This is a genomic window from Streptomyces sp. CLCI03 (assembly GCF_053615355.1).
In genome coordinates, this window is record NZ_CM132132.1 from 5,685,625 (window position 1) to 5,706,710 (window position 21,086).

The 21,086-nt window shown below is 71.7% G+C and carries 21 protein-coding genes; 11 read left to right on the forward strand and 10 right to left on the reverse strand.

What is annotated here, in order from left to right:
• Positions 1-142: 142 nt before the first annotated feature.
• Positions 143-2,815 carry a PIG-L family deacetylase gene (locus tag ACWG52_RS26295; protein WP_453126114.1) on the reverse strand — a complete coding sequence of 891 codons (2,673 nt, stop codon included), beginning with the start codon at positions 2,813-2,815 and terminating at the stop codon, positions 143-145.
• A gap of 222 nt (positions 2,816-3,037) precedes the next feature.
• Here ACWG52_RS26295 and ACWG52_RS26300 point away from each other — a divergent pair, with 222 nt between their 5' ends.
• The 5 genes from ACWG52_RS26300 to ACWG52_RS26320 all read left to right on the forward strand — a co-directional run bounded on the left by ACWG52_RS26300 (position 3,038) and on the right by ACWG52_RS26320 (position 8,938).
• On the forward strand, positions 3,038-6,025 hold the full coding sequence (locus ACWG52_RS26300) for a bifunctional [glutamine synthetase] adenylyltransferase/[glutamine synthetase]-adenylyl-L-tyrosine phosphorylase (protein ID WP_453126115.1): 2,988 nt from the start codon (positions 3,038-3,040) through the stop codon (positions 6,023-6,025).
• 81 nt (positions 6,026-6,106) lie between these two features.
• Positions 6,107-6,607 carry a hypothetical protein gene (locus tag ACWG52_RS26305; protein WP_390139928.1) on the forward strand — a complete coding sequence of 167 codons (501 nt, stop codon included), beginning with the start codon at positions 6,107-6,109 and terminating at the stop codon, positions 6,605-6,607.
• Between the two features lie 29 nt (positions 6,608-6,636).
• The gene (locus ACWG52_RS26310) at positions 6,637-7,944 is read left to right on the forward strand and encodes a hypothetical protein (protein WP_389812412.1); all 1,308 of its coding nucleotides are present in this window, start codon (positions 6,637-6,639) and stop codon (positions 7,942-7,944) included.
• Between the two features lie 29 nt (positions 7,945-7,973).
• Complete coding sequence (locus ACWG52_RS26315) at positions 7,974-8,471, forward strand: hypothetical protein (RefSeq protein ID WP_389812409.1); 498 nt, start codon at positions 7,974-7,976, stop codon at positions 8,469-8,471.
• Positions 8,472-8,524: 53 nt separating this feature from the next.
• Positions 8,525-8,938 carry a hypothetical protein gene (locus ACWG52_RS26320; protein ID WP_453126119.1) on the forward strand — a complete coding sequence of 138 codons (414 nt, stop codon included), beginning with the start codon at positions 8,525-8,527 and terminating at the stop codon, positions 8,936-8,938.
• A 70-nt stretch (positions 8,939-9,008) separates the two neighbouring features.
• On the opposite strand, the gene ACWG52_RS26325 is transcribed toward ACWG52_RS26320, so the two are convergent.
• The 8 genes from ACWG52_RS26325 to ACWG52_RS26360 all read right to left on the reverse strand — a co-directional run bounded on the left by ACWG52_RS26325 (position 9,009) and on the right by ACWG52_RS26360 (position 15,800).
• Positions 9,009-9,776, reverse strand: a complete 768-nt coding sequence (locus ACWG52_RS26325; protein WP_453126120.1) for a CAP domain-containing protein — start codon at positions 9,774-9,776, stop codon at positions 9,009-9,011.
• A 471-nt stretch (positions 9,777-10,247) separates the two neighbouring features.
• Complete coding sequence (locus ACWG52_RS26330) at positions 10,248-10,544, reverse strand: hypothetical protein (protein WP_390168751.1); 297 nt, start codon at positions 10,542-10,544, stop codon at positions 10,248-10,250.
• Between the two features lie 82 nt (positions 10,545-10,626).
• A complete protein-coding gene (locus tag ACWG52_RS26335) occupies positions 10,627-10,899 on the reverse strand; it encodes a hypothetical protein (RefSeq protein WP_375934854.1) in 273 nt (90 codons plus the stop codon).
• A gap of 60 nt (positions 10,900-10,959) precedes the next feature.
• Positions 10,960-11,481, reverse strand: a complete 522-nt coding sequence (locus ACWG52_RS26340; RefSeq protein WP_390139922.1) for a CAP domain-containing protein — start codon at positions 11,479-11,481, stop codon at positions 10,960-10,962.
• A 207-nt stretch (positions 11,482-11,688) separates the two neighbouring features.
• Positions 11,689-12,603 carry a LysR substrate-binding domain-containing protein gene (locus tag ACWG52_RS26345; protein WP_389812398.1) on the reverse strand — a complete coding sequence of 305 codons (915 nt, stop codon included), beginning with the start codon at positions 12,601-12,603 and terminating at the stop codon, positions 11,689-11,691.
• A 252-nt stretch (positions 12,604-12,855) separates the two neighbouring features.
• Positions 12,856-14,193, reverse strand: coding sequence for a hypothetical protein (locus ACWG52_RS26350; RefSeq protein WP_389812396.1), 1,338 nt, complete (start codon positions 14,191-14,193; stop codon positions 12,856-12,858).
• A 73-nt stretch (positions 14,194-14,266) separates the two neighbouring features.
• A complete protein-coding gene (locus tag ACWG52_RS26355) occupies positions 14,267-15,112 on the reverse strand; it encodes a helix-turn-helix domain-containing protein (RefSeq protein ID WP_453126123.1) in 846 nt (281 codons plus the stop codon).
• Positions 15,113-15,317: 205 nt separating this feature from the next.
• Complete coding sequence (locus ACWG52_RS26360; RefSeq protein WP_389812391.1) at positions 15,318-15,800, reverse strand: ATP-binding protein; 483 nt, start codon at positions 15,798-15,800, stop codon at positions 15,318-15,320.
• 91 nt (positions 15,801-15,891) lie between these two features.
• Between ACWG52_RS26360 and ACWG52_RS26365 the strand changes: the two genes are divergently transcribed.
• The 6 genes from ACWG52_RS26365 to ACWG52_RS26390 all read left to right on the forward strand — a co-directional run bounded on the left by ACWG52_RS26365 (position 15,892) and on the right by ACWG52_RS26390 (position 20,111).
• Positions 15,892-16,740, forward strand: coding sequence for a helix-turn-helix domain-containing protein (locus tag ACWG52_RS26365; RefSeq protein WP_389812389.1), 849 nt, complete (start codon positions 15,892-15,894; stop codon positions 16,738-16,740).
• A complete protein-coding gene (locus ACWG52_RS26370) occupies positions 16,737-16,994 on the forward strand; it encodes a DUF397 domain-containing protein (RefSeq protein WP_389812387.1) in 258 nt (85 codons plus the stop codon). Before ACWG52_RS26365 ends, ACWG52_RS26370 begins: the two co-directional genes overlap by 4 nt.
• Positions 16,991-18,187 (forward strand): hypothetical protein, encoded by a 1,197-nt coding sequence (locus ACWG52_RS26375; protein WP_453126125.1) that lies wholly within the window; start codon positions 16,991-16,993, stop codon positions 18,185-18,187. Before ACWG52_RS26370 ends, ACWG52_RS26375 begins: the two co-directional genes overlap by 4 nt.
• 42 nt (positions 18,188-18,229) lie before the next feature.
• Entirely contained in the window at positions 18,230-19,084 is an 855-nt protein-coding gene (locus tag ACWG52_RS26380) for an SMI1/KNR4 family protein (RefSeq protein ID WP_389812381.1), read from the forward strand.
• A gap of 9 nt (positions 19,085-19,093) precedes the next feature.
• On the forward strand, positions 19,094-19,591 hold the full coding sequence (locus tag ACWG52_RS26385) for a GNAT family N-acetyltransferase (protein WP_386018432.1): 498 nt from the start codon (positions 19,094-19,096) through the stop codon (positions 19,589-19,591).
• Between the two features lie 88 nt (positions 19,592-19,679).
• A complete protein-coding gene (locus ACWG52_RS26390) occupies positions 19,680-20,111 on the forward strand; it encodes a GNAT family N-acetyltransferase (RefSeq protein WP_033226029.1) in 432 nt (143 codons plus the stop codon).
• Between the two features lie 19 nt (positions 20,112-20,130).
• On the opposite strand, the gene ACWG52_RS26395 is transcribed toward ACWG52_RS26390, so the two are convergent.
• Positions 20,131-21,021 (reverse strand): phosphatase PAP2 family protein, encoded by an 891-nt coding sequence (locus tag ACWG52_RS26395; protein WP_078909682.1) that lies wholly within the window; start codon positions 21,019-21,021, stop codon positions 20,131-20,133.
• Positions 21,022-21,086 lie beyond the last annotated feature (65 nt).

Genomic DNA, 21,086 nt, shown 5'->3' on the forward strand with positions numbered 1-21,086 from the left:
GGGTCACGCCTCGGGTTCGGTCTCGCTCTGACGGGGGAAGGTGTGGAACAGTCAGAGAGAGGTGAAATCAGCGGACTTGGTTCACCGAATCCGCAGATGGCCGGTGCTTTTCCGGTACCAGATGTGGACTTTGTCCGTCCGCCTACCGTGTCGCGGCAGCCGGTCCCGACGCGTGCGGTGCGGGTGACGTGGGTGACGTGGGTGGGGCCGGTGATGCGGGCGACGCCGGAGACGGAGACGACGCGGGCGGCGGCGGGGGCGACACGGGTGACGGGAGCGACGGGGGCGCGTTGCGCGGGCCCACCGGCTGCCACGGCGCCAGGTGCGCGCCCGGCGCGTCGGCCGAGGAGGTCACGTACAGCCGTGCGTCGAGCCCCACCACCGCCAGACCGACCAGGCCCTGGCCGGTCATCGTGGAGGAGGGAGCGCCGACGAACAGCAGCGGGGACCGCTCCCACGGCCGACCCGACCCGGCCTCCGAGCCCAATTGCCCACCCGCCGTGCGACCCGCCAGGAGGTGCCCGCTCGCGGTCACCGCGCCGAAGCCCTGGAGGCCGCCGAGGTCGGTCATCTGGCTCACCTTCAGCCCGCCCTCACCCGTGATCAGGGCGGTACGGACATTGCCCGAGCCGGGCTTGCGGAACCACAGCCGTACGCCGCCCTCGCGTCCGTCCGCGGTCAGCGGGAGCGTGGTGTCCGGCAGCCCGGTGGGCGTGACCTGGCCCAGCGGGGCGCCCGGCGTCGGCTGCGTCCAGCCCACCACCGACTTGGAGGTGGCGGCGAAGACCATGCGCCGCCCGGCGCCGTCGGTGGCGGTGGCCGGGGAGCCGTGCAGGTCGGTGCCGCCGTACTTCTCCCAGGGCCCCCAACTGCCGTTCGGCTGTTGCACCCGTCCGCGCAGGCCGGCCGCGCCGTCGCGGACGTACGCCGCCAACTGCCCGGTGCCGTCGACCGATACGGCCGGGGCGCTGATGTCGGAGGTCCAGTTCTCGTCCGCGGTCTCGGGGGTGCCGAGCGACTGCCACTCGGTGAACTCCTCGGATCCCGGCTGCTTCTGGACGGCGTGGACGACCTCGCGCCGGTAGTCGGTGGGCTTGGCGCCGAAGGAGGTGCGGGTGCCGAAGACGGCCGTCCGGCCGTCCGCCAGGGTCACGGTGCTCACGCCCGGGTCCATGCCGGTGCCGGGGAGCAGGTCCGGGCCCTTCCAGCGGCCGGCGGGACCGGCCCGGTGCCAGACGGCCACCTGGCCGTCGAGCACCTTGAAGGCCCACAGTCCCTGCTGCGCGTCGGAGGTCAGCCAGTCGGTGCTGGTGCCGCGGGCGTAGTTGATGGAGTCCGACCACCGGTTGCCGCCCGGCTGGTCGGAGATCTTGAGGTCGCCGCAGCCGGCGGGGCTGTTGCAGTGGTTCTGCCGGTCGAGCCAGGCGTAGGTGCCCAGGATGTCCAGCTTCTCCTTGGCCTCGTCCGGGTCCAGGGCGCTCGGCAGCGAGCCGTTGATGTAGCCCGCGTAGTTCTGCACCGTGAAGTGCGGGCGGTCGGTGACGTCCTTGGCGTAGGCGGCGGTGGCCAACTGCACGAACCGTGCGCCGTAGAAGTGGTCCTGGTGGTCGGCGTACCGCTTGGTGTCGGGATACCGGCCGGGGGTCGGGTCCTGGGAGCGGACGGTGGTCGGCCGGTACTGCTCCAGGATGCCGACGAGGGTCTGGACGACCTGGTCCTTGGAGTACGAGAACGGCTGCGTGACCGGGGTGCCGGACGCGAGCATGGAGTCCAGGCGGGGGATCTTGCCGTCCCACAGGCCGTGCAGGCTGTTGGGGGCGTTGTCGTAAACGGTGCCGGCCTCGCGGAGCTGCAACCAGACCAGGTTGACCTGGGGCTTGGCGACGAGCACGTCGACCTCGGCGTGGCCGCCGCCCTTGGTCGGGACGACGGTGCGGGTCCAGGGGCTGCCGCGGTCGCCGGTGGCCATCTTGGCGTAGGCGGCGCGTATGCCGTTCTGGCGGGCCTCGGCGTAGGCGGGCTTGTCGGGCTTGGTGGTGGCCGCCTTGGCGGAGCCGGCGTTGATGCCGTCGGCCTCGCCGGAGGTCAGGTAGACCGAGGTGACCGGGCTGCCGGCGGATATGGAGTACCGCAGGTCCGGGTTCATGAAGTACAGGTCGTCGTCGGGGTGCGCGATGACCTGGAGCACCCGGCCCGGGTCGGGCGGTTCGGGGGCGGCGGGGGTTTCGGCCGCCTTGTCGGGGGCGGTGGAGGTGCCGAGGCGGTCGAGGAGTTCGTTGCCCCGCAGGAGGATCAGGCTGCCGACCGTGGTGACCACGCAGAACGCGACGACCTTGAGGAGGCCGCCCCGGCGACGACGACGGCGACGGGTGCCGTCCCGGGCGCCGTCCTTGCCGCGGGCCCGGCGGCGCGCCTGCCGACGGCTGCCGGACGGCTCGGCGTCGACCTCGGGAGCGGCGACCTCGGGAGCGGCGGCCTCGGCTTCGGGGGCTTCGGCTGCGGGAGCTGCGTCGACCTCGGCCGACTCGGCGCGCGGCTCGGCCTGGTGGGTCTGCTCGGGCGGGTGGGTCTGCTCGGGAGAGTGCGGGTACACGTCCTGCCGGGGCGGGTGCGCGTAGGCGTGCTGCTCCTGCGGGTGTCCCTGGTACGGCTGTTGCCGCGCGTCCCGCGCCGGACAGGGCCGCTGCCGACCCTGCCGCGCCGCCCGGTCCGGCTGCGCTCCTTGCTCCGACGGCCCGGCCTGCTGCTCCCACCCGGATCCGTTCGACGCACCCTGTGGGTCCCGGGCCCCGGGGCCCTGCCAGGAGTCGGACACGAAGCTCCTCCCGACCGGCCGACGGGGACTACCCCCATGACACGTTCACTAAACCGATGATCAGACAGATCCTGGCATCGTATGCGCCTCGGATCGAACATTTGATCCTGACACGCCTAAATCTGCGTCCCGGCCGGGCCGGAACTCCACCGACAGGTCCCAGGGCCTAGGCTCAGGAGAGACTGGCAAGCAGTGGCAGCGACAACCGCGGGAGGCGGCGGGATGACGGTCCCGGGACGCAGGAGCAGCACCTTCATCCGACTGCTCCGCAGCGGTTTCACCGACCCCTCCACCGCCGCCCGGCTGCTCGACGCCGACGCGCTGGCGGCCGTACGTACCGATCCCGTGCTGCTCGACGCCCTCGGCGCGACCGCCGACCCCGACCTCGCCCTCCTCGGACTGGTCCGGCTCGCCGAGGCCCAGCCGGACGGCGAACTGCCCGGGCTCCTCGACACCCTCGTCAGCGCCAAGCCGCTGCGCGACCGCCTCCTCGGCGTGCTGGGCGCCTCCGAGGCCCTCGGCGACCACCTCGCACGCCACCCCCGCGACTGGCTCGGCCTCATCACCTACGAGGCCGCCGACCTGCACCCCGGACTCGCCGAGTTCGAGCAGGGCCTCGCCGACGCCCACGACCCCGTCGGCCTGCGCGTCGCCTACCGCCGCTGCCTGATCTCCATCGCCGCCCGCGACGTCTGCGGCACCATCGACGTCGCCCAGACCGCCGCCGAGCTCGCCGACCTGGCCACCGCCACCCTCCGCGCGGCCCTGCGGATCGCCTCCGCGGCCGCCCCCGAGGATGCCGCCCTGTGCCGGCTCGCCGTGATCGCGATGGGCAAGTGCGGCGGCAACGAGCTGAACTACGTCTCCGACGTCGACGTCATCTTCGTCGGCGACGCGGCCCCCGGCGCCGAGGAGGCCAAGGCCCTCCAGGCCGCCACCCGCCTCGCCTCCCACCTCATGCGGATCTGCTCGGAGACCACCGTCGAGGGCACCATCTGGCCCGTCGACGCCAACCTCCGCCCCGAGGGCCGCAACGGCCCCCTCGTCCGCACCCTCGCCTCCCACCTGGCCTACTACCAGCGGTGGGCCAAGACCTGGGAGTTCCAGGCCCTCCTCAAGGCCCGCGCCGTCGCCGGCGACGAGGCCCTGGGCGCCGAGTACATCGCGGCCATAAGCCCGCTGGTCTGGCAGGCCGCCGAACGCGAGAACTTCGTCCCCGACGTCCAGAAGATGCGCCGCCGCGTCGTCGACAACATCCCCGCCGCCCAGGTCGACCGCGAGCTCAAACTCGGCCCCGGCGGCCTGCGTGACGTCGAGTTCGCCGTCCAGCTCCTCCAACTCGTCCACGGCCGCAGCGACGCCACCCTGCACTCCGGCACCACCCTCGACGCCCTCCACGCCCTCGCCGCCGGCGGCTACGTCGGCCGCGCCGACGCCGCCCAACTGCACGACGCGTACCGCTTCCTGCGCGCCATGGAGCACCGCATCCAGCTCTACCGGCTGCGCCGCACCCACCTCGTCCCCGAGGACGAGAACGACCTGCGGCGCCTCGGCCGCTCCATGGGCCTGCGCACCGAACCCGTCGCCGAGCTCAACAAGGCCTGGCGCCGGCACGCCTCCGTGGTCCGCCGCCTGCACGAGAAGCTCTTCTACCGGCCGCTGCTCGACGCCGTCGCCCAGCTCACCCCCGGCGAGACCCGGCTCTCCCCCCGCGCCGCCGGCCAGCGCCTGGAGGCCCTCGGCTACGCCGACCCGGCCTCGGCCCTGCGCCACCTCGAAGCCCTCGCCTCCGGCGTCACCCGCAAGGCCGCCATCCAGCGCACCCTGCTCCCGGTCATGCTCGGCTGGTTCGCCGACTCCGCCGACCCGGACGCCGGCCTGCTGAACTTCCGCAAGGTCTCCGACGCCCTCGGCAAGACCCCCTGGTACCTGCGCCTGCTGCGCGACGAGGGCGCCGCCGCCGAGAACCTCGCCCGCGTCCTGTCCGCCGGGCGCCTCGCCCCCGACCTGCTGATGCGCGCCCCCGAGGCCGTGGCCCTGCTCGGGGATCCCGAAGGCCTGCAGCCCCGTACGCACGAGGCCCTGGAGCAGGAGGTCCTGGCCGCCGTCGGGCGCGCCGAGAACCCCGAGGCCGCCGTCGCCGCCGCCCGCGGCGTGCGCCGCCGCGAGCTCTTCCGCACCACCGCGGCCGACATCATCGGCTCCTACGGTACGGAGGACAACCCGGCCGAGGAGGATCACGGAGCCCTCGTCGACCGGGTCGGCGGAGCCGTCTCCGACCTCACCGCCGCCACCGTCGCCGGGGCCCTGCGCGCCGCCGTCCACAGCCACTACGGCGACACCCTGCCCACCCGCTTCGCCGTCATCGGCGTCGGCCGCTTCGGCGGCCACGAACTGGGCTACGGCTCCGACGCCGACGTGCTGTTCGTCCACGAACCCCGCGAGGGCGTCGACGAGCAGGAGGCCGCGAAGGCCGCCCAGACCGTCATCGCCGAGATGCGCAGGCTGCTCCAACTGCCCACCACCGACCCGCCGCTGCTCATCGACGCCGACCTGCGCCCCGAAGGCCGCTCCGGCCCGCTGGTGCGCACGCTCGCCTCCTACGCCGCGTACTACCGGCGCTGGTCCCTGACCTGGGAGAGCCAGGCCCTGCTGCGCGCCGAACCGGTGGCGGGCGACGCCGACATCGGCGCCCGGTTCATCGAGCTGATCGACCCGCTGCGCTACCCGATGGAGGGCCTCGGCGAGGACGCCGTGCGCGAGATCCGCCGGCTCAAGGCCCGCATGGAGTCGGAGCGGCTGCCGCGCGGCGCCGACCCGACTTTGCACACCAAGCTCGGCCGCGGCGGCCTCAGCGACGTCGAGTGGACCGTCCAGCTGATCCAGATGCGGCACGCCTGGGTCGAACCGGGCCTGCGCACCACCCGTACCCGCGAGGCCCTGGCGGCCGCGCACGCCGCCGGGCTGATCCCGACCGAGGAGGCGCAGATCCTGGACGAGGCCTGGGTCCTGGCGACCCGGGTCCGCAACGCCGTGATGCTGGTGCGCGGGCGGGCCGGGGACACCTTCCCGACCGAGGCCCGGGAGCTGGCGGCCGTGGCCCGCTACCTCGGATACGCCGAAGGCACGGCCGGGGAAATGCTGGACGACTACCGCCGGATCACCCGCCGTGCCCGGGCGGTGGTGGACGAGCTGTTCTACGGGGCGTAGCCGTTCCCGACCGCCCCTCAACTCTGGCCGAACGTTTTGCAGTTTGCATATGATCACCCTCAACTACGGGGAGGCGTGACCATGTCAGATGATCTCGGCCAGGTGGACATGCGGTTGAACAGCGGCCCGCCGCTGGGTCCTTACGCTCCGGGGGTCACCGCGCCGCCGCCGGGCCCGTACGCCCCGGGCGTCACGCCGCCGTCGGTGGTTCCGTACGCCCCGGGCGTCACCCCGCCGTCGTCGGGGCTGTTCCTTCCGAACGGCGCCAAGGACTTCGCCTCGTCGCCCGCGGAGAAGAGTGCGGCGGCGAACACGATCGAGAACGAGTTGGAGCACGCCACCAAGACCGCCACGGAGCACGCGGACGACGCCACCGGCACCGCGCAGAAGGGCTTCGAAGGCTGGGAGACGGCCGCCGGCCTGAAGAAGGTGGCGGACACCTGGGACCAGCAGGTGAAGTCCCTGATGAGCCGGTTGTCCGGGGAGAAGACCGCACTGCGCGAAGCCTCGGGCTCCATCAAACGCACCGACGTCGGCCTGGGCAACCGGTTCGCGTCGGGTTCGCTGCTGAACCGGGTGTAGGGGTTCCGGTGCCGACCTACTACGAAGTCATGACCACGGACCTGGGCCTGCTGACGACGGCCGCCGCCAAGTGGGACTCGATGGCGGGCGAGCTGAAGAAGGTCGAGACCCGCTACGGGGACACCGTCCAGAAGATCACCATGGGGGACAACTGGGTCGGTGTCAGCGCCCGGGCGGCGCGGACGAAGTTCACGGCGACCCGCTACGAGTACTCCGCCGCGCAGAACCAGGCCAAGGCGGTCGCGAGCCTGCTGCGGGGCGCCCACGAACAGCTCGTCGACCTCAGGCAGAAGCTGGAGAGTGCCCGCGACGACGCGATCGCCGCCGGCATGACCGTGTCGGAGCAAGGGCGCGTCGCCTTCGACCACGCCAGGCTGACACCTGCCGAGCGCAGCGCCTACCACCACGACCCCGACGGCCAGGAGGCCATCCGCACCGCGGTCGAGAAGTGGCAGAAGCACATCGACGACCGGGTGAAGGCCGCCTCCGAAGCCGACCAGCACATCAAGGACGCCCTCGTGGCGGCCGTGTACGACAGCAACAAGGACGCCCTGGGCCAGGGCACCGGGGCCGACGAGACCCTCACCGGCTTCAACAACTACGCCGAGGGCGACCTGGCCAAGGCCAAGAAGCTCGACGAGAGCACGGTCAGGACGAAGACCGACGGATTCGACGCCGGCGTGAGCACCACCGGCCCGGGCCAGTACGGCAAGGAGGCCTCGGTCAAGGCCTACGTCGACTTCTTCCACGGCACTTCGAAGGGGGAGGGGAGCCTCGGGCCGATGCAGCTCTCCGGGATCGCCGACATCTACGGCGGAGCCCGGGCCACCGCGAACTTCGGCGTCACCGACAAGGGGCTGGTCGGCAAGGCCGAGGCGTCCGCGGGAGTCCGGGCGCTGGCCGAGGGCCGGGCCGGAGGCGAGTACCACAGCGCCTACGGGAGGGCCGAGGGCTTCGTCGGTGGTGAGGCCGGGGTCAGCGTGAAGGCGACCAAGGAGGAGCTGACCGTCGGCGCGAAGGCGTTCGCCGGGGCCAAGGGCAGCCTCACCGGAGGCGTCGAGTCCGGCGGCATCGGCGTCGGCCTCACGGCCGAAGGCTGGGCGGGTCCCGGTGCCGAGGCCTGGTGGGGCTACAAGAAGGACGAGGAGACCGGGGTGTACAAGCTCGGCGGCAAGGCCGGCGCCTCACCCCTCCTCGGCGGCTCCATAGGCCTGGAGATCACCGTGGATCCTGAGAAGGTGGCCAAGACAGCCGGTGACGTGGCCGACGCGGTGGGCGATACGGCGCACGCGGTCGGCGACGCCGCGGGCGACTTCAAGGATTGGTTGCTCGACTGATGTCCGACTCCATGGAAGGAGGGCCCCCGATGCCCACGACACTGCCGGTACCGATCGAGTTCCGGCTGCCCGAGGGCTGGCTCCCGGCCCGCCCGGAGGCGTTCGACCCGGGGGTGGCCTTCGCCGCGGTGCATCCGCGGCCGGACGCCGGGTTCACCGCCAACATCACCGTCGACGGCGGGTTCCCGAAGGACGGGGTGACCCTGGCCGAGATCGCCGACGCGTCGGTGGAGCAGCTGCGCACGTTCGCCGAGTCGGTGGAGCTGGTCCACCGCCGCGAGGTCGGCTCCGAGGACGCGCCCGCCCTGACCCAGCGGCTGGGCTTCTCGGCCGTGGCCGACGGCGCCCGCCACGAGCTGGTCCAGTCCCAGGTGTACCTGTCCCTCGTGGACACCGAGGACCCCCACAAGCGGGCGATGATCCGCCTGGCCCTGACGGCCACCACGGCCCAGCACGACGAAGTCCTGCAAGAGTTCCAGGACTTCGTCCGCTCGGTACGCCCGACGGACGACGGGGCGGAGGGCTGACGGTGGGGCGTTTCTGGGACGGGCGTACGGGCACCAGGTACCCGGCCCGGGGTATGACTCCGGGGGCCGCCGAGGAGCTTCGGGAGGCGTTGCTCGCGCTGGGCGGTCCGGATGCGCTGTTCGCCGTCCGGGAGGGCGCCGCGGGAGAACGTGCCGACCTGGTCGTGGAGTGCGGCGTCAGCGAGATGCGCCTGACCCTCAAGACCAGCATGCGGCTGGTTCCCGCGAAGCACGAGGTGCGCGTGCTCGAAGAGCGGTGGGAGCCCGCGTTGGAGCACTCCGGCCAGCAGTACGGCCGGGGGCCGGCGAAGGCGGTCTACAAGCAGTGGGAGTTCCAGCGGGGCGCCGACGGCCGCCGCCGCAAGGTGGAGACGTTCCGCTTCGACACGGGGCTGGTCAAGAACCCCCTGCAGAACACGGTCCTCAGGGCGGGCTGGACCTGGCGCGGAGTGCTGTTCAGGCTCTGACCGCGACGGACGAGGCGGACCGCGGACCCTGTGGGGGTCCGCGGTCCGCCGTGTCGGTCCGGCGCCGGTGTCAGCGGGCCGTGCCGAAGTCCTGCGTCCAGTAGTTGCCGGGCTGCGCCAGGCCGATACCGATCTCCTTGAAGGAGCAGTTCAGGATGTTCTCCCGGTGGCCCTGGCTGTTCATCCAGCCCTCCATGACCTTCTCGGGAGTGCTGTAGCCGTAGGCGACGTTCTCGCCGTACGTGCTCCACGTGTATCCGGCGCGGGTGATCCGCGCGCCCGGGTCCGAGCCGTCGGAGCCGGTGTGGGACATGTTGCTGTGGGAGGCCATGTCGGCGCTGTGGTCCTGCGCGGCCTTCGTCAGCTTCGCGTTCAGGGAGACGGCCGAGCATCCGGCGGCGGCGCGCTCCTTGTTGACGAGCGCGAGGACCTGCGCGACGGAGCCGGTGGCCGGCGGGGCGGCGGTCTTCGACGGCTGGGGCGCCTGCGGCTTCTTCGTCTCGACCGGCGGCTTCGCGGGCTTGGGCTGCGCGGGCCGGGTGGTCTCGACGACGGGCTGCGTGGGCGCGGCGGGGCTGCTGGGGGAGGCCTCGGAGGGGCTGCTGCTCGGCGTCTCGCTCGGGAGCGGCGCGTCCACGGGTGCCAGGGTGGTCGGCGTGGCCGACGGCGTCTGCTGCCACTGCCACGGCCGCTGCTGCTGGTGGCTCACGGTCCGGGTCCGGCCGTCGTCCTGACCGTCGAAGCAGGCCATGGCGGCGGTGGGAACACCCACGATGGCGAGCGCGCCGACACCGATGGCTATTTTCTTGTAGGACGTCTTCTTCCGATGCTTCTGCATGCCTGACCTCATTCAGTGATCGCGAAGCTTTCGGCGCCGGAATCGCGGGGCACCGAAGAGGCCGCCATTCTTAGAAACCTGTGAATGGCCTGGCAAGTTTCCGCTGATCACGAGCTCGCGGCGGTCGGCACGCGGCTTGAAAGAGGGCAGTGATCGTGCATCATCACGATTTGGTCACTCCCGCAACCGTCTGATGAATGATCAGAAACGGCTGTGACCTGGCCGGTCGGTGACACACCCCTCGGCGGCGCATATTCCGTTTCCGGCGGAGAGGGGAATGTCGATTCCAAAAGGGACAAATATCGAAATGTCGGCGGGTTAACGCTCCGTCAAGAAAGCCCGGCCCCGATGTGGGTGCCGTGACGCATGTCACTGTTTCGCGCGCGGCTGCGCCCGTCCCCCTCAGGTCGCCTGCGTCGTGGGCCGACGGCGACGTACGGAGGGGGGCGGGCGCGGGATCGTGCGATCGCTCTACCGCGGTTCCAGGGCCGCCGCCCGGCAGGCGCCGTTCGCGGCGCCACCGGGCACTCCGGCCGCGGTCAGGCCGCTCGCGCACCCTTGGAGGTCACCGGACACGCCGAGCCGACAGGACGCCGAGACGGCGTCGGTGACCTCGGCGCCCGCCTGCGCGGCCATGTTCGTACAGGCGGGGATGTCGGCGTGGGCGGCGGGCGCGACGAGGGCCGCACCGGAAAGGGAGAGGAACAGGCCGGCGAGCACACCGGCGAGACGGGGCGACGTGCGCACGGGGGACGCGACGGGGAACACGGCACACACCTGCTCTCGGAATACAGGAGGTGGATACGGGGAGTGGGTGCGGGAGGTCGGACGGGAGGTCGGGGGCCGATTCCTACTCGGGGGCCACCCGGCAGGCGCTCACCGCGGTCCCGTTGGTGACACCTCCCGCCGTCAGGCCGGACACGCACTGCTCGTGGTCGCCGGTCAGACCGACGTAGCACGCCATGCGGACGGAGTCCGGCGCCTCACCGCCCTGCAACTCGCGCTCGACCTGGTTGATGCAGGCCGTGACGTCCGCGTGGGCGGCGGGAGCCGCGAAGGCGGCGCCGCCGAGGGCGAGGGCCAGGCCGGTCAGGACGCCGGCGATACGGGTCGACATGTGCATGGGGACGTACCTGCTCTCCGAATCGGTTCGGTGCCGGCTCGGCCGGCGAGGGTCGTGCGGCTACCTCGACTGGACGGCGAAGAGCTCGACGGCGTACTCGCCGCTCGTGCCGATCCCGGTCTGCTTGTACGTGCAGTTCAAGATGGCGGCCCGGTGGCCCCTGGTGCTGGCCATCCAGCCGTCGACGTGGGACTTCGAGGATTGGTGACCCGGTCCGGAGACGTTCTCCGAGGACGGGCCTGCGGGCGAGTAGCCGGCCTTCTCCATGCGCGCCAGGTCGCTGGACCCGTCCGAGCCGGTGTGCGCGGTCAACCCGTTCGCCGCCATGTCGTCGGCGTGGGCCCGGGCGGCCGCCGCGAGCCGCGGGTCCACGGTCAGCGGCTCACAACCCGCCTTCTCCCGTTCGGCGTTGACCAGCGCGAGGATTTCGTCCGGCGAGGACTGCTGCACGCTACGGGTGACGGAGGCCGATGCCGACGCCGCCGGGACGGCGAGCGCGGTGGCGGCGCCACCCAGCGCGAGCAGCGGGACGGTGCAGGCGACCGCGCACGCGCGACGGATCCGGCTGTTCTTGGTACGCATCAGAGTCTTCCCCTCGTCGGGGGTCGGTGGGGAGCCGCCCACGACACCCGGCCCTGGGGGCGGCCGCCCCGAGGGCGGCCACGGGGCGTCTCGCGCGGCCTGCGCAGGCGACGTGCGCGACCCACGGGCTCCTGCGGGGGCACGGGCCTGCTTCCACCGTACGACCGCAGACACCTCCCCACGACCGGGGGCGGCCGGGTGCGCGACCTACGACGTCGTCGGTGGCGTGAAGAGTGCCCCGACGGTTTCGGTGGCCAGGTCACGCAGCCAGGCGTGGGCGCGGTCGTCGTCGTAGCGCTGGTGCCACAGCAGGTACAGGGGTACGTCGGGCAGCGGGAGCGGCGGCGACAGCGAGACCAGGCCGAGTCGGTCGCGGGCGGTACGGGTGACGGCGTCGGGGAGGGTGACGACCAGGTCGGTGTCGAGGGCGAGTTGCAGGGCGAAGGCGGCAGTGGGCCCGGCGGCGACGACGCGTCGTTCGAGGCCGTGTGCCGTCAGGGCGTCGTCGATCGGATCGCTCAGGCTTCCGCGCCGCGAGACGGTGACGTGTTCGGCGGCCGCGTAGCGTTCGAGGCTCAGTGGACCTTCGGTGAGTGGGTGGCCCGGTCGGACGGCGACGATCAGCCGGTCCCTGCCGACGAGGTGGTGGCGGATGTCGGGGAGCGTCGGAGCAGCGGCACTCGATTCGAGGTCGACCTCACCCCGGCGCAGTTCGGCGTCGTCCGTCCCGGACTCGGCGGACAGGCGCAGCCGGACGCCGGGCGCCCGGCGGTGGACGGCGCCGATCAGGGTGGTGCCGCACGCGGCGGTCAGGGCGTCGTGCCAGCGCACGGTGAACACCCGCTCCAGGGCCGCCAGGTCGAGTTCCCGCTGCGCGGACAGGAGGTGGTGGGCCTGCTGCACGAGGGCGTGGACCTCGGCGCGCATGGCCGACGCGCGGGTGGTGGGGACCATGCTGCGGCCGGTACGGACCAGGATCTGGTCACCGGTGGCCTTGCGGATCCGACCCAGGGAGCGGCTCATCGCCGGTGAGGTGACGTGGAGGCGCGCTGCCGCGCCGGAGACGCTGCCCTCTTCCAACAGGGCGTCCAGGGCGGTGAGCAGGTTCAGATCCAGTTGCATGACAGTAACTCTACAAGTGGCAAGCATGCACTTGCTGTCAATGCTCGGGCGCACAGCCCCACGACCGCTGCGCCCTGGTCAGCGGCGCCACGCAACCGCAGACAGGGCCTCACGCACCGTCCTGCCCGTACGAGTCCGCCGGCGGATCCGCCGCTGCCGAGGGGTCCAGCACCACGAGTTGGCTTCAGCGCTTCTTCGGATCCCACGACAGAACCTGAGCCTGAACCCTGACGCGTCGCCATCGGATCGTGCCTACCGCACGGGCGACGGGCCCACCCGGGCCAGGTCGAGCAGCCGGTGCATCGTCGCGGGCGGCAGGGCCGGATTCGCCGCCGCGTACCAGGCCGAGCCGGGGAGGGTGAGCCTCCGTACGAGCTCTCCGGTAGGCAACCGCGGGTGCTTTACCGCCGAGCCACCGACGTCCGGGTCGTCGATCAGCTTCATCACGAGGTCCGGGCCTGCGTCGGGATCGTCGAGGGCCGCGTGGCGCAGCCGCGGGTTGGGGTGATCGGCGTAGCGGGCGAGGCCGGGCATCGCGAAGTTCGGGTGGGAGCGCAGGAAGCTCCACGTCAGGCCGTGCCAGTAGGCGTACATCTCCACCACGAGTTCGTGCGGGGCCTGGGCGCAGCTCTGGCAGAGGGTGAGCTTGACGAAGAAGTCCTCGTCCCGGGCCAGCAGGTCCACCACATCGGCGGGGAGGTCCCGTTGCATGGCGATGCTCCGGCGCAGCAGGACATGCCCGGAGGCTGCGGCCCGACGCGCGACGGCCGGCTCATGGCCGTGCTCGACGATCCAGGTGGGCGGCATGTGGTAGCCGTGCGGCACCACGTAGGCGATGGCCGATCGCTGCTCCTCGGTGAGGTCCTCGCGCATCGACAGCGCGAGGACGACCGCGTCGTCGGGGTCCTCGGCGAGCCGCAGCGCCAGTGCGGTCGGGACGTCCGGATCCAGGGCCGCGTCCCGGCGTACGGAGCGGTCGTCGCTGCTCACCCGCTCTTCGGGGGTGGGCAGCGGCGGCTTCGGCTCCGGGAGGATCTCCGCCCCGTCGGACAGGATCGCGGCCACGGCTTCCCGTACCTGCGGCGCGGGGTCGGCGAGCAGGGCCTCGCGCACGGTGGCCGAGAGGTGCGTCCAGAGCTCGGGGGTGAGCACTTTGCCACGCACCCGGGCGTCCTCGTCCTCGGCGAGGCGTGCGCGTACGTGCAGGGGGAGTTCCCATTGCGTGGCCATCGCCCGCACGCGCGCCTCGCTGTCACCGGCCAGGACCTCAGGCACCCCGTCGGGCACGCGCCGACCGAAGTCACCGGCCATGACGGCGTACTGGAACCTGATCCGAGGCGACGGATCCCGGGCGAGCCCGGCGAGCGCGTCCACGTCGACCCTGCCGTGTTCGATCAACGAGAGCCGGTGCTTGATCAGGGGGGAGGCGACCACGGCGGCCGTCATCTCCCGGTCCAGGGGGCGCGATGTGAGCCAGTAGGTGAGATCGTCCTGGTCGTCAGCGGCCAGCAGCCTCTCGAACACCGGCATCGTCAGCGCGGGATTCCATTTCAGCCCGCCGACCCAAGCCTCGGCGATCTTGTCGGTCACTCGGTCATCCGGAAACAGGTCCCCACCCAGTTCGATCATCCGCCCATTGTCACCGGAGGCGTCGTCATGCGCTTCAGGCCGCAGGGGCCGCCGCCGCACAGGAGGTGCAGCGGCCCGGGACGGGGGAGCGGAAGGCGCGGTCGCAGTCCTCGCACGAGCGGAGCGGATGGACCACCCGGTCGGGGACCACGGGGTACGCCGCCCAGGCGTCCGGGATCCGGGGCGGAAGCTGTTCCCGCAGGCGGTGGGCGAGCAGGGCCGCAGGGGAGTGGATCGTGGCCGACGGCAGCGCACGCGTCAGGGCGGCGATGACGGCGCCCGGCGCGAGCCCGCGCTCCAGCCAGCGCGCGGCGGCCGGCGCCAGCCGCACCGTGTCGCGCTCGGACAGCACCAACCGGGGATCGCGCAGCCGCAGCCGGGCCAACAGCTCCCGGGCCTGGATCTCGACCTCCGGCACTTCCACCTCCGGGACCTCCTCCGGCACGGGTGCGGGGGCGGGGGCAGGCTCCGGGTCCGGGTCCGGGTCGGGCCGGGGGGTCGAGGCGGGTTCGCGCCGCTCGCGGTGGGTCTCCGTCGACCGCGCGGGCGGGTTGTTGTACGAGACCGTGCAGGTCACGACATGCCCGGACGGGAGTCGCTCCTTGAGGCGCGCCAGGTAGCCGTGCGTCTCCAGCTCGCGCAGGGCGGCGGCGATCCGGACCTCGCCCTCCGGGAAGCGCTCGGCCAAGGCCTTGATGGTGACCTCGCTGCCGGTCGGGAGGGACTGGATGTGCGTGGCCAGGCCGATCGCCGTCATGCTCAGCTCGCGGTGCTGGGCGAGGTGGTTGCCGATCTTGACGTAGCCGCGGTGATGGTCGTGGTTGATGTGTCGGATGCCCGACGAGGCGCGCGAGGGCGCGCTAAGCTGCTGGTCAGCCATGGGGGAAGGTGCTTTCTTCCGTTGTGGTCAGGCCCTCGCTCGGGATGCCAGTCCCGTACGAGGGCCGTACGCGTTTTATGGGGTTGTCGGGAGCCAGGGTGCCGGGCGAATTCGCATATGCGCCAGCTGGGTTGGGGTGATTCACCCGACCGAGTGAGAGGGGAGGGGGAGGTGTGGAGAGGTTATTTCCCCCGGTTATCTGTCATTAGGCGTCGTGCGGCACCGGAGATCGCCCCACCGGGTCGTGGAAACCTCGATCCGGTGAAATCGGACTCGCCAAATCCATTTCGGCCCATACGGTTTTCAGGGGCGCGGGACCGTGATCCGTCCCCCATCGCGTGGCGAGCGCGGCGACCAGGACCAACCCCCGTCCCGACTCGGCTCCGAGCGCCGGGGCCTCGGCCGCCGCCGGCGGTCCGAACTCCCGCCGGGTGTCCGACACTTCGATACGGAGCGTAGGCCCGGGCGTTACGCGCAACGCCAGCCGGAAGTCCCGCCCCGGCACCTTCCCGTGGGTCACGGCATTCGCGGCGAGTTCGGCGACGACCTGCGCCGCGTCCTCGAACGGAAGCCTATGTTCAGCAAGTTGGGCGACCGCGAGCGCGCGGGCGGCGCGTGCGCCGCGCGGGGTGGAAGGGAGCGTGGCGACGAGGCAGATTTCCTGATTCACGTGACTCAGCGTGGCCATCCGTGCGTAACCTGAACAGAGTTGAGGGCGCTGTGTACGACGGCTGTCCAAAGTCGTCCCGCCGTGTCCTCCCGGTCCCGCGGAGGTGGAAGTGAGCACGGACGGCACGGACGAGTCGAGCTGGGAACTCGACCCTGAGGACGAATCCGGGGCGGTCATCGCCACGGTGGGACGCCAGCTGAAAATGTGGCGGGAGGCCGCCGGACTCGACCGGGCGAAGTTCGGTGAACGGATGGGGTACGGAGCGAACCTGATCTACAAGATCGAGCGCGGCGCCCGCATTCCGCGTCCGGAGTTCTTGGACAAGGCGGACGAGGTTCTTGGGGCGGGTGGGAAAATCGCCGCGATGAAGACCGATATCCAGCAGGCCCGGTATCCGAAGAAGGTCCGTGATCTGGCCAAGCTGGAATCCGAGGCGGTTGAGCTGGGTGCCTACGGGAACCACAACCTGCACGGGCTGCTTCAGACCGAGGAGTACACGCGCGCGTTGTACGAGATGCGGAGGCCTGCCTACTCGGCGGACGAGGTGGACCGGTACGTAGCAGCCCGAATGGCTCGTCAGGAGATCTTCCAGCGGCAGCCGTCACCAGCACTCACCTTCGTGTTGGAGCAGGTCACGCTGGAGCGGACGATCGGTGGGCGGGACGTACTCCGCAGGCAGTTGAAGCACCTGCTCGCCGTCAGCCGACTGCGCAACGTCGAGATCCAGGTGATGCCGACGGATTCAGAGGACCACGCGGGCATGGGAGGCCACCTACAGGTGGTGAAGATGCGGGACGGTTCGGCGGTCGGGTACGTCGAGGCGCAGTTGCCGAGTCGCCTGATCACCGACGCCAGTGACATCCAACTCCTCGAACTCCGTTATGGGATCATCCGTTCACAGGCTCTCAGCCCACGGCAGTCGAGAGCCTTCATCGAGAAAGTGCTGGGAGAGACATGAGCATCAAGCCCTCGGTCAGCGACCTTTCCGCACCGGACTGGGTGAAGAGCAGCTACAGCGCCAGCGACAGCAACGAGTGTGTCGAGGTCGCCTGGACCAAGAGCAGCTACAGCACCAACGACGGGCCGGAGTGCGTCGAGGTCGCCCACACCCCCGGCACCGTCCTCGTCCGGGACTCCAAGCGCCCCGAGGACGCCCGGCTCATGCTCACCCCCCGCGCCTGGACCGGCTTCGTGGCCTTCGCCGCCGCGTGAGGAGACTCGACGCCGCGACCGAGGCCGTTCTCCGATCCCGGTGGCCCGAGCCGTGGTGCTGGGAACTCGTCGTCCGAGCCGTCTGCGACGACATGCACGACACCTGGGACGCCGATCACGCGCTGCTCCAGGCCGGTCCCGCCGTTTCCGCGCATGCCGATCCGATCGCCGCCTCCCTCAAGACCCGGCTCGGCGTCTTCGCCCGCGCCTCCGCCCGCGAGATCCAGACGCTCACGCTCGCCCTCGCCGGGATGGGCGACCCCCGGGCGCTGCCCGGCCTGCGGAGCCTCGCGCAGGGCGGACCGCTCCCGTACGGGCTGCGCCGCCCCCGCATCCTGGCCGCGCTGCCCGCCTCGGAACTACTTCCCCTGGTCCTGCCCGATCTGCGGCGGGAGCCGGCGGACTACCACGGGAGTACCGCCGCGCTCGAACTCCTCGCCGGCTGGGGGCCGGACGCCGCACCCGCCCTGCCCGAGGTGGTCCGGCACCTGGACACCCCCTACGCCTACGACGCCCTGCGCGTCCTCGGCGGGATCGGCGCCCCGGCCGTCGCCGCCGCCGACCGGCTGGCCGCGTTCGCCACCGGCCGTGACCCGCACTCCGGTCGTCACCACCCGCGGCGGGCCGCCTGGGCGCACTGGAGGGTCACCGGCGATCCGACGCTCGCCCTCGACGTGTGCGGGGTGGCCGTACGGTCCGGCACGGCCGCCCACGGCCTGCCCTTCCTCGCCGATCTCGGCCCACTGGCCGCCGCCCACACGGACACCGTGCGCGCTCTGATGAAGTCGCCCGGCGCGTGGACCCGGGTCGCCGCGGCGCACGCGTACTGGCGGATCACCGCAGACGCGGAGCCCGCCGTACCGGTCCTGCTGGCGGAGGTCGACCCGGACTGGGCCGGGCGTCCGGCCATGCCGGTGCGGGAGGCCGTCCACCGGCTCGGGGAGATCGGCGCCCCGGCCGCCACCGCCGTGCCCCGGCTGGTCCGGATCCTGGCGCAGGAGGAACGCCTCAGCCACCCGTACGAGCGGGAGCGGATCCTGGTGGACGCGGCCTACGTCCGTACCCTCACCGAAGCCCTGGAACGGATCGCTCCGGGCACGGCCGGCTCCGTACCGGCGCCGCTGTCGAAGGAGCTCGTACCGGTGTCCGCCCCATCGGCCGGGCCGGGGTTCCTGCGGAGATGGCTGCGCTGACCACCCGCACGCCCCCTTGTCGGCATGGGGCAAGGTGGGGACATGCTTGTTGATCACCAAGAGTGCGATGTGGTCGTCACGGCCGTGGCCCCGTTCGGATGCGCCGTGGACGCGGACGGGCACGACGGTTTCATCGACCAGGCCAAGCACCCCTCCTGGTGGGCGGACGTGCCGCGCGCCGAGGTCGGCGACCGGATGCGCGCCGTGGTGCTCGACCCCACCAGGACGCCGGCCCGGTTCAGTGCCCTGCCGGTCGACGTACGGATCGCCCGGAGCCTGCGCCACACCGAACCGCTGCAGCGCCTGTGCCCGGCGCCCCCGCCCGGCGAAGTCCGCGACGTGGAGTGGGCCGTCGTGGAGGAGGCGCTGGGCACCGCCCTCCCGGCCGACTACAAGCGGCTCGTCGACACCCACGGGGGCGGGGTCTTCGCCGGAACGATCTGGCTGCTGGAACCGGACTGCCCGGAGAAGATGTACGACCTCCTCGCCCAGACCGCGGAGCGCGAGGAGATCCTCGCCCGTTTCTGGGAGGCGGGCGAGGCCAAGCCGGCGGAGATCCTGGACGGCGACACCCGACTGGTGCCCTGGGGGTACGCGGAGGGTTCGGGACACGTCCTGTACTGGGTGGTCCGGCCCGAGGTCGAGCCGGAGGAGTGGACGGTCATCCTCCACGAGGGCCGCGGCCCCTACTGGGAGGCCCATGAGGCCTCGTGCAGCCAGTTCCTCCTCGACGTGGTGGCCGGCACGACGACCTCGTTCTACTTCGGCGACGACGACCACGACCATGGCGACCACGACGACGACATCGATGCGGAGGACAGGTTCCGCTTCATCCCCGGCTCCCGGTTCCACGGCGGAACCGGCGGAACCGGCGTGCCGCCCGCGGACCGCGGATAGGGTGCTCGGATGTTCACAGTTCGGCGCGCCGGCCCGTACGACGGGGACGTCCTCGGCGAGATCCACGCCGCGGCCTGGGAGGCGGCGTACGCGCCCTTCTTCGATCCCGAGTTCGCCGCGGACGGTGTCCGGAGCAGGCGGACGCGGTGGCACGAGAGGGTCGGGCAGGCGGACACCCCGATCCTGCTGGCCGAACACGAGGGGCGCCCGCTCGCGCTGACCACCTTCCGGGCATCCGAGACCCGACCCGGCCTCGCCGAGATCCTCTCCTTCTACACCCACCCCGATGGCTGGGGCAGCGGCATCGCGGCCGCGCTGATGACCGAGACCCTGCGCCACCTGCGCGACGACGGGTTCGCGCGCACCCACCTGTGGACCCTGCGCGACACCCCGCGCTCCCGCCGCTTCTACACCAAGTGCGGCTTCACCGAGAGCGGCACCGTACGCCCCTTCGACTTCGGCGACGGCAAGCCGCTCACCCAGGTGGAATACGAGCGGACCTGCTGAGCCCCCGGACTTCCCGCGCGGCAACCGGGTCCGACCGGCAGCTGAAATGCGCCGGCAAGGAACGAGCGGCCGCTGGTTGAATGCCGGGATGAGCGATGACCTTCCCGGCGGGTACGAGATCTCCACCGACGCCGCCCGACTCGACGTCGGGCTCGTCCACCGGTGGCTGTCCGAGGACGCCTACTGGGCGCTCGGGCGCAGTCGGCAGAAGCAGGAGGACGCCATCGCGGGCTCCGTGAACTTCGGCCTCTACGACCAGGCCTCCGGAGCCCAGCTCGCGTACGCCCGCGTCGTCACCGACCGGGCCACCTTCGCCTGGCTCTGCGATGTCTACGTCGACCCGGGGGCCCGCGGCAAGGGGCTCGGCGGGGCCCTCGTCGACGCGGTGTGCGCGCACCTGGAGCCGTACGGGCTGCGCCGGGTGCTGCTCGCGACCGCCGACGCGCACGCCGTCTACGCACGGGCCGGCTTCGAGCCCCTCAGCACGCCCGGCAAGTGGATGGCCCTGGGACAGCAGTAGCCGGCGGCTCGGCCACCGCCTAGCGGCGGGCGAGGACGCGGTTCAGCAGGTCCGACGCGGGGTGCGGGCCCGTGTGCTCGGGGTGGCGGGGCAGGTGGTGGGCGAAGGAGCCGTACCAGGACCGCGAGACCGTGTAGCCGAAGGCCAGGCAGATCATGCCGCCCACGGCGTCGAGCCAGAAGTGGTTGGCGGTGGCCACGATGACGATGAGCGTCGCGGTCGGGTAGAGCAGGCCCAGGATCCGGGCCCAGGGGGCGGAGGCGACCGCGAAGATCGTCAGGCCGCACCAGAGCGACCACCCTATGTGCATGGACGGCATCGCCGCGTACTGGTTCGACATCTGCTTGAGGTTGCCCGAGGCCATGGAACCCCAGGTGTGGTGGACCAGCACGGTGTCGATGAAGTTCTGCCCGTTCATCAGCCGCGGCGGCGCGAGCGGGTAGCAGTAGTAGCCGACCAGGGCCACGCCGGTGGTGGCGAAGAGAACCATGCGCGTGGCGGCGTACCGCCCCGGATGGAAACGGTAGATCCAGACCAGGACGCCGATCGTCACGACGAAGTGGAGCGTGGCGTAGTAGTAGTTCATGCCCACGATCAGCCACGTCACGGAGTTGATCGTGTGGTTGACCGACTGCTCCACGGCGATGCCGAGGGTCCGCTCGACGCTCCAGATCCAGTCGGCGTTGGCGAGGGCCGCCGCCTTCTGCTCGGGCACCGCGTTGCGGATCAGCGAGTACGTCCAGTAGCTGATCGCGATGAGCAGGATCTCGAACCAGATCCGAGGCCGGCGCGGGGCTCGCAACCGGGAAAGAAGGGTGCGTTCGGACCCCGGACGGGTCTCGGTCTCGACCACGGTGGGTGATGAGACGTCCGTCCGGGTTTCCAGTGTCTTCACGCTCGATTCACCCATGGGGAGAGAGTCTGCCAGATGCGTTACCGCCTCCGATCATCCCTCGGTACGGTCTTCCACGCAGC

Bases quoted from the DNA above. Each gene is read 5' to 3' on its own strand.
- ACWG52_RS26300 (WP_453126115.1), top strand. From the start codon at position 3,038: ATGACGGTCCCGGGACGCAGGAGCAGCACCTTCATCCGACTGCTCCGC.
- ACWG52_RS26305 (WP_390139928.1), top strand. From the start codon at position 6,107: ATGTCAGATGATCTCGGCCAGGTGGACATGCGGTTGAACAGCGGCCCG.
- ACWG52_RS26310 (WP_389812412.1), top strand. From the start codon at position 6,637: ATGACCACGGACCTGGGCCTGCTGACGACGGCCGCCGCCAAGTGGGAC.
- ACWG52_RS26315 (WP_389812409.1), top strand. From the start codon at position 7,974: ATGCCCACGACACTGCCGGTACCGATCGAGTTCCGGCTGCCCGAGGGC.
- ACWG52_RS26320 (WP_453126119.1), top strand. From the start codon at position 8,525: ATGACTCCGGGGGCCGCCGAGGAGCTTCGGGAGGCGTTGCTCGCGCTG.
- ACWG52_RS26325 (WP_453126120.1), bottom strand. From the start codon at position 9,776: ATGCAGAAGCATCGGAAGAAGACGTCCTACAAGAAAATAGCCATCGGT.
- ACWG52_RS26335 (WP_375934854.1), bottom strand. From the start codon at position 10,899: ATGCACATGTCGACCCGTATCGCCGGCGTCCTGACCGGCCTGGCCCTC.
- ACWG52_RS26340 (WP_390139922.1), bottom strand. From the start codon at position 11,481: ATGCGTACCAAGAACAGCCGGATCCGTCGCGCGTGCGCGGTCGCCTGC.
- ACWG52_RS26345 (WP_389812398.1), bottom strand. From the start codon at position 12,603: ATGCAACTGGATCTGAACCTGCTCACCGCCCTGGACGCCCTGTTGGAA.
- ACWG52_RS26355 (WP_453126123.1), bottom strand. From the start codon at position 15,112: ATGGCTGACCAGCAGCTTAGCGCGCCCTCGCGCGCCTCGTCGGGCATC.
- ACWG52_RS26360 (WP_389812391.1), bottom strand. From the start codon at position 15,800: ATGGCCACGCTGAGTCACGTGAATCAGGAAATCTGCCTCGTCGCCACG.
- ACWG52_RS26370 (WP_389812387.1), top strand. From the start codon at position 16,737: ATGAGCATCAAGCCCTCGGTCAGCGACCTTTCCGCACCGGACTGGGTG.
- ACWG52_RS26380 (WP_389812381.1), top strand. From the start codon at position 18,230: ATGCTTGTTGATCACCAAGAGTGCGATGTGGTCGTCACGGCCGTGGCC.
- ACWG52_RS26385 (WP_386018432.1), top strand. From the start codon at position 19,094: ATGTTCACAGTTCGGCGCGCCGGCCCGTACGACGGGGACGTCCTCGGC.
- ACWG52_RS26390 (WP_033226029.1), top strand. From the start codon at position 19,680: ATGAGCGATGACCTTCCCGGCGGGTACGAGATCTCCACCGACGCCGCC.
- ACWG52_RS26395 (WP_078909682.1), bottom strand. From the start codon at position 21,021: ATGGGTGAATCGAGCGTGAAGACACTGGAAACCCGGACGGACGTCTCA.